Source organism: Rurimicrobium arvi (assembly GCF_039540495.1).
Taxonomy (GTDB): Bacteria; Bacteroidota; Bacteroidia; order Chitinophagales; family Chitinophagaceae; genus Rurimicrobium; species Rurimicrobium arvi.
In genome coordinates this window covers 291531-304565 of sequence record NZ_BAABEZ010000024.1, presented here as the reverse complement: position 1 = coordinate 304565, position 13035 = coordinate 291531, and the positions used below count along the sequence as shown (strand labels likewise).

Here is a 13035-nt window from a genome sequence, read left to right as displayed (position 1 = left end):
AAAATATACTCAGATTGGTATTCCATAAAAGACTCAATTTAGGATTGGGTACCTCCACAGATTGTTTATAAATACCGGAACTCAGTATCTGCTCTTTGTTGGCGTTTTTCCAGCAGTGTTCTTTAATGGCAGACTCCAGCAGCGACATCCTCGTAAAGCCCATGCGCAATCCATACCTATAGAGAAGTGTTGGTCCTGCGATTGAAGCACCGGTATAGGTTACCCAGTTTTTTATGTACGACTCGATACCTTGCACAGAAGTGGTGGTAGCGTTAACCAATGGAGCGCCGGAACTTCCTGACGACATTGCATATGGCTTTTGCACATCAAACTCGACCATGTTGTTAGCGTCATTATAGTAGGCAAGATTTTTTGACAATCGTTGAGGATAGCCCAAGGGGTGGCTGATGCTGAAATAATTCTGGTAATTCGAGGCATTAATCACGCCGAAATCGTATCCTAACGCGACGAAGTTCCCGGAAGGCAAGTCTCGCCTATTGACCAGCAATAACGCATAATCACCTAATTGTGGTTGGGAAGGGTCAAAATAATAGGCAGCCACTATTGCCCGGGTCAGATAGGAGGATGCCCATTCGTGCAATGCTATATAAGTCTCACCGTCAGAAGGATTGACATAGTTGCGACCCTTATAATCCATAGATATTATAGTTCTGGTATCAATAAGGGACGGAACACCCGGCGCGACCCTGCCATTCAGTAATTTCGCCTGGTGCCCGCTCATACAAACGCACATAAAATCGTCGTCCCGGAAAGTGCGGATGATAAAGGCTGTGCCTGCACCGTCATATGGATTGGGTAAACCGGGATCAACACCCTGCACATAAATAACCGACTTACTGACACGATCCGCGCCAGCCGGCATATTTACATTATTGTCTTCATAAAAAGTAAACAGATCCGGACGGGCCAAATCGGGCATAACCCCCTGAGGTAATTGCGCCTGAACACAGGTTGCGCCTAACAGAAGTATGATGCTCAAAGCTACGCCGGGGAACCGGACAGAATAATTATTTTCCATATAAGACGTTTTGAACGGAACAATTTTACTGCCATGTGATTTTTGTTGTAAACACCAGCCTGCCTTCCGGATCGTGCACATTCAGCAGATACATACCGCGTGGTTGCTGAGACAGATTGAAGCTTACCTTAGTGCCACCCTGCATATGATCCAGCTGCTGCAACAGCTTTCCATCCACGCTCATTACCGAACCGGTATAGACAACGTCTTTTTCCGCTGCTGGCAACTCCAGGAAGAAAATACCATCCGGACTCGGATTCGGAAACAGCTTAAAGCCGGATACAACGCCGGAGTTTCCGTCAGATGAGTTGGAAGCAGTATCCGCAGCAGCATCTGCCAACCGGCTGGTGGCACTACGTGTGTACGTCTCTATAGTAGTCAGGTCCATTTCACTGATTCCTGAAGCAGCGTAGCTAAAGCCCGCATTTACATCCACCTGGTTAGCAGACACTACCACGCGCCAGGGTGTTGCTGTGGTGCCGGGGTATACCACCGGTAATGCGAAACTGCCGATCGTACAATTGTTGGCCGTAAGCTGGGTAACTTTCTTACCGTTTATAGAGGTGCCTGTAAATGAGGCGGAGGATCCGCTTATGTCAGTTGCGGATGCTATAGCCGCATCCCTGCTCCGTAAGAGTGCGATGTTAGCATTCGATACCTCCACGGACTGCTTATAGATGCTTAAACTCTGTATCTCTGCTTTGTTGGCATTTTTCCAGCAGTGCTCTTTAATGGCAGACTCCAGCAGCGACATCCTCGTAAAGCGAGCCATTGTTTCATACGTGTAATCTTCCATCCGTCCTCCTACATCCATTTCGCTAAACAAAGTCTGATTAACTCCTGCTGCCAGGATACCTTGCGCGGATATGGTGGAAGAATTTACCAGCGGAGCCCCGGAACTTCCGGGACCTTCCGCGAAAGGCTTCTGAAATCTGAAATCCACCCAGTTATTAGCATCTTCATCATACAGAAGATTGTTTGACAGACGCTGAGGATAACTCAAAGGATGACTGATAGTGAAAAAGCTTTGCGTGGTCTGCGAGTTTATCGTACTGAAGTCGTACCCGAGTGTGGCAAAGGCGGCAGATGGCAGCTGCCGTTTGTCAATCAGTACCAAAGCAGCGTCATTGCCCGTACCTCCCGATACAGGTTCATAGAAATAAGAAACCAAATGTACATCGCTTAAATAAGCGGAAGCGGCTTCATGAGGACCAACATAAGCCGAGGGGTCCCCCGGGTAATAAACATCCCTCGACTTATAGTTCATAGCTATCACGTTACTGATGTCAATATCGCTTGGAACTGTGGGAACAAGCCCACCGTTGAGCGTCTTCACCTGGTGACCGGTCATACACGCACAAACAAAGTCGTCGTCCCGGAACGTACGGATAAGGAAAAAGGTGGAACTCCCGTAAATATCACTATTAGGTAAGCTCGGACTGACACCATGCAGGTAAACAACCGACTTGCTGACCAGGTTCGATCCGGCAGGCATATTCACATTATTATCTTCATAAAACGTAAACATATCCGGCCGCGATTTTCGCGGCATTAAAACTGAGGGCAACTGGGCAAAGATGTTGATGCTGTTTAATAACAACACTGTGCCAAAAGTTACCGCCAGACGATAGGCAGAGTAATGATTTTTCATAGAAGAAATAGTTGCAGATCAGGATAATTTACTGCCATGTGATTTTCGTTGTAAACACCAGCCTGCCTTCCGGACTGTGCACATTCAGCAGATACATACCGCGTGGTTGCTGAGACAGGTTGAAGCTTGCCTTAGTGCCACCCTGCATATGATCCGGCTGTTGCAACAGCTTTCCATCCACGCTCATTACCGAACCGGTGTAGACAATGTCTTTTTCTCCTGAAGGAAGCTCCAGAAAGAACACTCCGTCCGGACTTGGATTCGGGTACAGCTTAAAGCCAGGTGCCGCACCCGAGCCGGCAACAGATGGATTGGAAGCAGTATCTGCAGCATCTGCCAGCCGACTTGTGGCGCTAGGTGTGTACGTTTCTATAGTAGTCAGATCCAGTTCACTGGTACCTGAAGCAGTATAATTAAAGCCCGGGTTTACATCTACGTTCTTGGCAGACACCACTACCCGCCACGGTGTCGTTGTGGTGCCGGGATATACCACAGGCAATGTGAAGTTGCCGATTGTACAGTTGTTGGCGATAAGTTCGGTAACCTTTTTACCATCGGGTGCATCTTCCGTAACTGCCGAGGAAGACCCCGAGATATCTGCAGTAAAAAATATACTCAGATTGGTATTCCATAAAAGACTCAATTTAGGATTGGGTACCTCCACAGATTGTTTATAAATACCGGAACTCAGTATCTGCTCTTTGTTTGCGTTTTTCCAGCAGTGTTCTTTAATGGCAGACTCCAGCAGCGACATCCGGGTAAAGCCAATGTGCAATCCATACTGATAGAGAAGTACTGGTCCTGCGATTGAAGGAGCATAAAAGGGTGTCCAGATTTTTGCGTACGACTGGATACCTTGCGCAGAAGTGGTGTTAGCGTTGATCAATGGAGAGCCGGAACTTCCTGACGACACTGCATATGGCTTTTGCACGCCAAACTCAATCACGTTGTTAGCGTCATAATAGTAGGAAAGATTTTTTGACAATCGTTGAGGATAGCCCAAGGGGTGGCTGATGCTGAAATAACTCTGATAAGTCGAGGCGTTAATCACGCCGAAATCGTATCCTAACGCGACGAAATTCCCGGAAGGCAAGTTTCGCTTATGCACCAGCAATAACGCAGCATCATCACCTTGGGAAGGATCAAAATAATAGGCAGCCACTATTGCCCGGGTCAGATAGGAGGATGCCCATTCGTGCAATGCTACATAAGTCTCACCGTCAGAAGGATTGACATAGTTGCGACCCTTATAATCCATTGATATCATAGTTCTGGTATCAATAAAGGACGGAACACCCGGTGCGACCCTGCCATTCAGTAGTTTCGCCTGGTGCCCGCTCATACAAACGCACATAAAATCGTCGTCCCGGAAAGTGCGGATGATAAAGGCTGTGCCTGCACCGTCAAATGGATTGGGCAAACCGGGATCAACGCCCTGCACATAAATAACCGACTTACTGACACGATCCGCGCCAGCAGGCATATTTGCATTATTGTCTTCATAAAATGTAAACAGATCAGGACGGGATACAGCAGGCATAAATCCCTGGGGTAATTGCGCCTGAACACAGGTTGCGCCTAACAGAAGTATGATGCTCAAAGCTATGCCGGGGAACCGGACAGAATAACTATTTTCCATATAAGACGTTTTGAACTGAACAATTTTACTGCCATGTGATTTTCGTTGTAAACACCAGCCTGCCTTCCGGATCGTGCACATTCAGCAGATACATACCGTGTGGTTGCTGAGACAGATTGAAGCTTGCCTTCGTGCCACCCTGCATGTGATCCTGCTGCTGCAACAGCTTTCCATCCACGCTCATTACCGAACCGGTGTAAACAATGTCTTTTTCTCCTGAAGGAAGCTCCAGAAAGAAAACTCCGTCCGGACTCGGATTCGGGTACAGCTTAAAGCCAGGTGCCGCAGCCGAACCGGCAACAGATGAATTGGAAGCAGTATCCGCAGCATCTGCCAACCGGCTGGTGGCGCTGCGTGTGTACGTTTCTATAGTAGTCAGATCCAGCTCGCTGGCTCCGGAAGCAGTATAACTAAAGCCCGCATTTACATCCACCTGGTTGGCAGACACCACCACCCGCCAGGGTGTAGCTGTGGTGCCGGGGTATGCCACCGGTAATGCAAAGCTGCCAAACGTACAGTTGTTGGCCGTAAGCTGGGTAACCTTTTTACCATTAAGCGCATCTTCCGTAAAGGCTGCAGAGGATCCGGGTATATCCGCAGAAAAAGATATACTCAGATTGGTATTCCGTAAAAGATCCAATTTGGGATTGGACACCTCCACAGATTGTTTATAAATACCGGAACTCAGTATCTGCTCTTTGTTGGCATTTTTCCAGCAGTGTTCTTTAATGGCAGACTCCAGCAGTGATATCCGGGTAATGCCCAAGCGCAATGCATAGCTAAATGGAACTGTCGGTCCGTAAACTGTGGGGGCGTTAAAGGTTGCCATTCTTTTTGAGTATGCGGTGATACCCTGTACGGAAGTGGTGGTAGCGTTGATCAAAGGAGAGCCGGAACTTCCTGATGCCATTGCATATGGCTTTTGTACATCAAACTCAATCCAGTTATTAGCGTCATTATAGTAGGCAAGATTTTTTGACAATCGTTGGGGATAACCCCAGGGGTGACTGACACTGAAATAACTCTGATAAGTCGAGGCGTTAATCACGCCGAAATCGTATCCCAAAGCAACGAAACTCCCGGAAGGCAGCTTTCGCTTATTGATCAGCAATAAAGCAGCATCATTACCTGTACCTGCAGATGGCGGATCTCCGAACAAAGCAACCAACTGCGCCTCGCTCAGGTAGGAGGATGATCCTTCATGCAATCCTACGTAAGTTTCGCCGTCAGAAGGATTGACATGGTCGCTGGCCTTATAATTCATAGTTATTAAAGTTCTGAAGTCGATATCAGATGGCACATTCGGTGTCAGCCCTGTAAGATCCTGAATCTGGTGGCCGGTCATACATACGCACACAAAATCATCGTCCCGGAAAGTGCGGATGATAAAGGCTGTGCCCGCACCGTCATAACCATTCGGCAAATGGGGAGCAACACCCTGCACATAAATAACCGACTTACTGACACGATCCGCGCCAGCCGGCATATTTACATTATTGTCTTCATAAAAAGTAAACAGATCCGGCCGGGATACGGTAGGCATAAATTCCGGGGGTAATTGCGCCTGAACACAGGTCGCGCTTAACAGCAGTATGACAACCCAAACTGCACAGTAGTACCGGGCTGAATAATTATTTTTCATAGAAGACGTTGCGGAACTGAACAATTTACTACCATGTGATTTTCGTTGTAAACACCAGCCTGCCTTCCGGACTATGCACATTCAGCAGATACATACCGCGTGGTTGCTGAGACAGGTTGAAGCTTGCCTTCGTGCCACTCTGCATATGATCCAGCCGCTGCATCAGTTTTCCATCTGCGCTTATTACCGAACCGGTATAGACAATGTCCTTTCCCGCCGCAGGCAGCTCCAGGAAGAAAACTCCATCCGGACTCGGATTCGGATACAACTTAAAGCCAGGTGCCGCACCCGAACCTGCAACAGATGAATTGGAAGCAGTATCTGCAGCATCTGCCAACCGGCTGGTCGCACTGCGTGTATATGTTTCTAACGTTGTCAGATCCAGCTCACTGGTACCGGAAGCAGTATAGCTAAAGCCCGCATTTACATCCACCTTGTTGGCAGACACAACCACGCGCCAGGGTGTGGCTGTGGTGCCGGGGTATACCACCGGTAATGCAAAGCTGCCAAACGTACAGTTGTTGGCCGTAAGCTGGGTAACCTTTCTGCCGTCAAGCGCATCTTCGGTAAAAGCCGCGGAGGATCCGGGTATATCCGCAGAAAAAAATATACTCAGGTTGGTATTCCGTAAAAGATTCAATTTGGGATTGGACACCTCCACTGATTGCTTATAAATACCGGAACTCAGTATCTGTTCTTTGTTGGCATTTTTCCAGCAGTGCTCTTTGATAGCCGACTCTAAAAGTGAAATCCTGTTAAAGCGTAAGTGCGTCGAATACAAATGCATTACCGTTTCCCAATTCATAGACACTTCCTGTACACTTACGCCATCAACTGCCGCCGTCTGAATCCCTTCAACAGATAAAGTACCGGAGTGAACCAACGGAGCACCGGAACTCCCTTGTCCCGCAGCATACGGCAATTGCGTTTTAAAGTCGATCCAGTTATTTTCGTGATCGTAATAAAGGAGATTTTTTGACAATCGCTGCGGATATCCCCAGGGATGGCTGATGCTGAAATAGCTTTGAGTAGCCGGAGGCACAGCGGTACTGAAGTTGTATCCCAAAGCCGTAAAATTGGCATTGGGCAGTCTCCGCTTATCAATCAGAACCAGAGCTGCATCGTCATACGTTCCGCCCGGTAAAATATCATTAAAATAAGCGACCAGGCGCATATGGCTCAGATAGCTTGCTGCGCCTGTATAAAAACTGACGATATAACCGTTTTCCATTGTACTCAGGAAATCTCTCCCCTGATAATCCATGGTGATTAAATTTTTAACGTCAATATCCGTCGGCACTGTTGGTGTTTGATCCCCATTGAAAGACTTCACCTGATGACCGGTCATACATACGCACACAAAATCGTCATCTCGAAATGTCCGGATAATAAATGCCGTAGAACTGCCGCCCCCGCCCGGGTTGGGCAAATTAGGATTGGGACCATGCATGTAAATAACCGACTTACTGACAAGATTCGATCCGGCAGGCATATTCACATTATCATCATCATAAAAAGTGAACAGATCCGGCCGCGACTTCCGCGGCATAAATCGGGATGGTATCTGGGCCCAAAGGGTGCCGCCATGTAACAGCAGCATGATACCAAAAGCGATCCTTAAGTATTGCATGCGGTAATTATTTTCCATAGAAAAATATCTGCCTCAGATGAAGACTGCTTTATTGCAGTGTGATTTTCGTTGCAAACACCAGCCTGCCTTCCGGATTGTACACATTCAGCAGGTACATACCGCGTGGCTGCTGAGACAGGTTGAAGTTTACCTTCGTGCCACCCTGCATGTGATCCAGTTGTTGCACCAGTTTTCCATCCGCGCCCATTATTGAGCCGGTATAGACTATGTCCTTTTCCGCCGCAGGCAGCTCCAGGAAGAACACCCCATCCGGACTCGGATTCGGATACAGTTTGAAGCCGGGTGCGTCAACGGAGCTTGCAACGGATGAATTGGAAGCTGTATCCGCAGCGTCTGCCAGTCGGCTGGTGACAGATGTTCTATAGCTGGATACAACCGAAAGATTAAGTTCGCTGTTTCCCGAAGCCGTGTAATTAAATCCGGGGTTTACATCTATCTGTTTGGCGGAGAACACTACCCTCCATTCGGTTGCTGTAGAACCGGGATAAGTAACTGGCAATGTGAAGCTGCCGACGGTGCAATTCCTCGCCGTGAGCTGCGTGAGCTTTTTGCCGCCGGATACGGTTTCTGTATATGCGGCAGACGAACCGCTCACATCTGTTGGGCTACCGATCACCTGATCGACATTAAGGGCAGGTTTGGGATTTGACACCATTACACTTTGTTTGTAGATGGCCGAACTGCTGATCTGGTCTTTATTGGCACCTTTCCAGCAATGTTCTCTGATGGCATTTTGCAATACGGACATCCGGGTCATGCGCGCCAGTGTTGCATACGAATAGGGGTAATAACCGCCATTCACAGATTTCTCCCTTATTTCTGTGGAATAAATTCCCTGTGCAAAAATTCCCTTTACCGAAGTATTGGCCCCGCTCCCGGAAGATTGGTTAAGAAACGGCGAACCTGAACCACCCCCTCCGACCGCGAAAGGTTTGCTCAGCGCAATGTCCATCCAGGTGTCTCCACCATTTGAATAAGTCCCATCGTAGGCAATGCGTTGCGGATAATTCCACGGATGGCCCATACTGTAAAAGTGCTCGTCGGACTGCGGATTTACGGAATTCTCAAAGTCGTATCCCAAAGCTGCAAAGTTTTCAGACGGCAGGTACTTCTTGTCAATCAGAAATAATGCGGCATCCTTCCTGCTCAATGCGTCATTAAAATACTCAACCAATTCCACGGACTGAAGGTCTGCAGATGAATAATTATTGACTTTTACATAATCTACATCATTGCGCACCTCATTCTGTCCTGTGAAATCCATATAAATCTTGTTGTTTATATCCATAAAGTCCGGAACAGTTGTAATGTGTGCTACTCCCATGAACTTTTCTGCCTGGTGCCCCGTCATACAGGCACAGATTTTATTGTCGTTTCTGAACGTACGAATGATAAATGCAGTGGAGCCTCCATAGTTCCTGCTATTTGCCAGTTCCGCGTCAATGCCGGTTATGTAAATAAGCGCCTTACTTGTAAGGTCAGACCCGGATGGCATATGTGTATCACCCGGGGTATAAAATGTAAACAGGTCTAGCCTGGAATTCAACGGCATCATGTCGGGGGCATCCTGTGCCATTATCGAGCTGCCACTGAAAATCAGCAGCAATAACAACGGAACAAATGCGAAACGCTGCAGAAAAAGATGGTTCATAACAAAAGAAATTAAATGATTTTAAAAAGTGCGCACCGGCTTTTACTGGTAAATAAGTTGCCGGCTGAATACGCTTCTGCCATCGGGGGTACGGATGCTGAGCATATACACCGCGCGGGGCAATGAAGAGAGGTCGAAACTTACGGTTTGTCCGCTGCCCATACCGGGCAATTGCTTCACCAGTTTACCATCCATACCGATTATGGAACCCTGATACAGGACAGGCATCTGTACGGCGGGAATCTCTATACGGAACGTTCCGTCTGCACTCGGGTTCGGATACAGCTTAAAGCCTGACAGCGCATCCGCAGCAGTAACAGCAGCAGTATCTGCCGTGCCGGCCAGGCGGCTGGCAGCAGCCGGTGCAGGGTAAACGTCTGCAATGGTGAGGTCAAGTTCACTGCTGCCGGTAGCCGAATAAATAAAACCCGGGCTTACATCAATCTGATGAGCGGAAACAACCACCTGCCAGGGCGTTGTACTGCCCGGATACAGTGCCGGTAAGGTGAAACTGCCTATCGCACAATTTTTTGCCATAAGCAGTGTCACTTTCCGGCTGTCGGCGGTAGTACGGGTAAATGCAGCGGAGGAATTACTCACATCTGTGGTGCTGCTGACCGTGAGATCTAAATTCAGCGCCGGCTTTGCATTAGCGAACGTTATGCTTTTCCGGTAACTGCCGTCGGCGGAAACCTGGTCACGGATGCTTGCTTTCCAGCAATGCTCCCTGATGGCCGTTTCCAGCGTGCCGATTTTCGTAAATATGCCCGTCAAAGCATAGCTTACCGTACGCGGATAGCCGTTGCGGTCCGGAACAGAAACGTTTACCGGACTCACGGACGATGTCATAATGCCTCTCACCGGTTTGTCGGTTGCATCCCCGATCAGCGGTGATCCGGAACTCCCCCCGCCAATCGCAAACGGCCGGTTCATATTGTACTTGACCGAATTGTTATAATTAAAACTATAGCTCAGCGGGCCTGAAAAACGTTGCGGATAAGCTCCCGGATAACCTACCGTATAAAACTGCCCTCCGTAACCCCAATCGTCCTCCATATTGGAAAAATCATATCCCAGCGCGGCAGGCAGGACAGAAGGAAGCTGCTCTTTGTCTACCAGCAGTAATGCAGCATCCCCCATATTGATTCCCGAAGCAGTATTGAAATATCCTACCAGTTTAGCACTGCTGAGGTACCCCCTGGAAAAATGCCGGACCTTTGTATAAGACGCGCCATCGACGCTGCTGATGCTGTCTTCCCCGAGATAGTCCATATATATATCGCTGTTGAAGGGGATTTCCGAACCCGGCGTTATCGGGGTGGTTCCCATTACATCGGCAACCTGGTGACCGGTCATGCATACGCAGACAAAGTTATCGTCTCTGAAGGTGCGGATCAGAAAAGCCGTTCCGTTCCTGAATGTGGTTGTCTGCCCGTTATTTTCAACCGGCGAATGGATAAATATCACACTTTTGCTGACGACATCAGATCCTGCGGGCATAGAGGCGCCCCCCGGGTTGAAAAAAGTAAACACCTCCGGCAGCGATTTTGAGGGCATATTCAGCGGCTGCGCCCGCAACTGCATGTTGAAAATCAACAGCAGCGGCACAAAGGCTGCGACCAGGCAATGAAATCGGGTACGATTTTTCATAACAGCATAAAAAGGATGACAGAAAAGAGCGGCATGGCAGTACCCTCCGCCACAGGAGACAGGCTACCCGGGCGCTGCGCCCATCCGGCCCGGTAACAAAACAGGCGCGTATGGCAGCCAGCAAACGAAATTTCCTGCAACCCATATAATGGATTGCAGGAAACACATGCCTTATTTTACTTTTTCGCTGAGCTTCTCCAGCAATGCCTGTTGCTGGCTGATGATCTTCTGCTGCTCGATGCTGTGCAGCGTCAGCTCTTCGATCTTCTGCATCTGGATATTGAGCATATCGTACACATCCACGCCTTTTTCCTCCAGCTCCTTCGCAGAAGGTACACCGGGCAGGTGCTTATTGGCTTTGATGTATTGCTCGGTAGCCGTGAGCGACATAGGCTTGTAGCTTTCATCGAATACAAAGTCTCCCCAGGTATTGAGCGCTTTACAGGTAAGCGACTCAGACACGATACGGCCGCGCACACCCAGCGCATAGTTGAGACCGGAAAAAGGGATTACACCTGTTGCCGTCTCATACGGAAGGTGGCTGCCGATCAATACCTGGTTTTCAAACAACTCCATTACCGTACTGGTATTGCCGCCCACATCAAATTTGATCGAAGTACCCGGATCAAGCGTCTGGATATTCAAAAACGGATGATCGGAGGCTGTAAAATTGTTCATCAACATGCGGCCCGTTGCGGTCCTCGAGGTACCGGTTTTGGCGGATGTGATATTCAGCTTGCAGACAAAACCAGGTGTGAGGAAATCAGTGGCATGGTCGGTAGCATCATAAGAAACGCCCGTAGAACTCGATACTTTTCCACCCTGCACATCCAGTTTTTCTGTAGGAGCTGTGGTCCCTATCCCAACTTTTCTATTAGTTGTTATCACCATTGAGGGTATTTCAGTTCCATCTGTTTTCGTTTCTGTATTATTCGTAAAAAATGACATTGGTGATCCGTTCGATCCGATACGTGCCCAATCACTGGTACTATTAGCTTTAAGCGATAACAAAGCGTTATTTGAAGCGGCACTGAACCCAAATTCACTTGTACCATCCATAACATGGAATTTTACTACGGGGGAAGAGGTTCCTATGCCCACTTTACCATCTTTATCAATAAACATACTGGGAGCCGTAATGGCGGCATCACCTTTAGTAACAATAGCGAGAGGGCCCCCATTGGTAGAGATACGAGCCCAGTTAAAATACGGATCATTCGACCTCATTGACAATACGGCATCGTCTCCAATAAAATCAAATTTAAAATATCTGTTGCCTTTGTCAATTTCCAACTTTGTATTTGTACTGCCCATATCAACTTTAAAATGCTGCTCATTGTCTCCTTTGATATGAAAATTGGTTGCAGGTTCTGTTGTTCCGATACCTACTCTACCAGTTTTAGTGATCATCATCGCTACACTGCTGGTGGCGGGATCGGCACCTGGTAAAAAAGCAAGGTCAGAGCCACTTGAAGAAAAACGCACCCAATCAGCAGAGGTATTGGGTTTTAGCTGAAGTAAAGGAGCCGAGCCTGACAAATCAACCTTCATTTGCTTAGAACCGTTACAAACATAAAAAGGTCTACCTACTGTAACTGCATCAGCGGCTACTGTCATTTGCGGATCTGTATACCATTTGTTGCTAGCCCATTTACCAACACGGAAATAGATCTTCTCATTGATATTACTAACCGGATCTTCATCGTCATTAGCGTCTATTATTATAGCTTTGTTACCATTTACCCAATTGGAGACTTCGGGCTGAGCCTTCGCCGCCACAGACAGCAGCATGAATGAGAGCAGGGGCAGGCCGTGCTTTTGTAACCTTTTCATCATAGTTTTTGTATTTGTTTTATGTTTTAAAAAAAATACCTGCTTTTTTGTACACAGGTTGGTATCCGAACGATGCTGGGAAGCGCGGTGATCATCATCTGCTCATGCAAAATGCTACACATCACCATATCTGCTTCTGCCTGTTAATGGTCAATAACTATTCCATAACTGCGCCGGAGAGACACTACTTAAGGAGTGTCTTTTACTTTTCTTTAGCAAATAGTCCCAACCCCGTTCAGGGATATTTCAGCCCGGAATTTCCGCCGTTAACCTCCTTAT

The 13035-nt window shown here is 47.9% G+C and carries 8 protein-coding genes; all 8 read right to left on the bottom strand.

Going from position 1 to position 13035, the window contains the following annotated elements; all coding sequences use genetic code 11:
* Positions 1–1039 (bottom strand): trypsin-like serine peptidase (locus tag ABD846_RS13830; RefSeq protein WP_344828258.1); only part of this gene is annotated, 1039 nt, incomplete at its 3' end.
* A 25-nt stretch (positions 1040–1064) separates the two neighbouring features.
* Entirely contained in the window at positions 1065–2690 is a 1626-nt protein-coding gene (locus ABD846_RS13825; RefSeq protein ID WP_344828255.1) for a T9SS type A sorting domain-containing protein, read from the bottom strand.
* A 28-nt stretch (positions 2691–2718) separates the two neighbouring features.
* Complete coding sequence (locus ABD846_RS13820; protein WP_344828253.1) at positions 2719–4329, bottom strand: T9SS type A sorting domain-containing protein; 1611 nt, start codon at positions 4327–4329, stop codon at positions 2719–2721.
* Between the two features lie 25 nt (positions 4330–4354).
* On the bottom strand, positions 4355–5872 hold the full coding sequence (locus tag ABD846_RS13815) for a T9SS type A sorting domain-containing protein (protein ID WP_344828251.1): 1518 nt from the start codon (positions 5870–5872) through the stop codon (positions 4355–4357).
* 127 nt (positions 5873–5999) lie between these two features.
* Positions 6000–7601 (bottom strand): T9SS type A sorting domain-containing protein, encoded by a 1602-nt coding sequence (locus tag ABD846_RS13810; protein WP_344828248.1) that lies wholly within the window; start codon positions 7599–7601, stop codon positions 6000–6002.
* A 49-nt stretch (positions 7602–7650) separates the two neighbouring features.
* The gene (locus ABD846_RS13805) at positions 7651–9273 is read right to left on the bottom strand and encodes a T9SS type A sorting domain-containing protein (protein WP_344828245.1); all 1623 of its coding nucleotides are present in this window, start codon (positions 9271–9273) and stop codon (positions 7651–7653) included.
* Between the two features lie 42 nt (positions 9274–9315).
* On the bottom strand, positions 9316–10923 hold the full coding sequence (locus ABD846_RS13800) for a hypothetical protein (RefSeq protein WP_344828243.1): 1608 nt from the start codon (positions 10921–10923) through the stop codon (positions 9316–9318).
* Positions 10924–11094: 171 nt separating this feature from the next.
* On the bottom strand, positions 11095–12759 hold the full coding sequence (locus ABD846_RS13795; protein WP_344828240.1) for a hypothetical protein: 1665 nt from the start codon (positions 12757–12759) through the stop codon (positions 11095–11097).
* Positions 12760–13035: the final 276 nt, after the last annotated feature.

What these genes read in the sequence shown, in the direction of transcription:
- ABD846_RS13810 (WP_344828248.1), bottom strand. Translation starts at nt 7,601, where the DNA reads ATGCAATACTTAAGGATCGCTTTTGGTATCATGCTGCTGTTACATGGC.
- ABD846_RS13805 (WP_344828245.1), bottom strand. Translation starts at nt 9,273, where the DNA reads ATGAACCATCTTTTTCTGCAGCGTTTCGCATTTGTTCCGTTGTTATTG.
- ABD846_RS13825 (WP_344828255.1), bottom strand. Translation starts at nt 2,690, where the DNA reads ATGAAAAATCATTACTCTGCCTATCGTCTGGCGGTAACTTTTGGCACA.
- ABD846_RS13820 (WP_344828253.1), bottom strand. Translation starts at nt 4,329, where the DNA reads ATGGAAAATAGTTATTCTGTCCGGTTCCCCGGCATAGCTTTGAGCATC.
- ABD846_RS13815 (WP_344828251.1), bottom strand. Translation starts at nt 5,872, where the DNA reads ATGCCTACCGTATCCCGGCCGGATCTGTTTACTTTTTATGAAGACAAT.
- ABD846_RS13795 (WP_344828240.1), bottom strand. Translation starts at nt 12,759, where the DNA reads ATGATGAAAAGGTTACAAAAGCACGGCCTGCCCCTGCTCTCATTCATG.
- ABD846_RS13800 (WP_344828243.1), bottom strand. Translation starts at nt 10,923, where the DNA reads ATGAAAAATCGTACCCGATTTCATTGCCTGGTCGCAGCCTTTGTGCCG.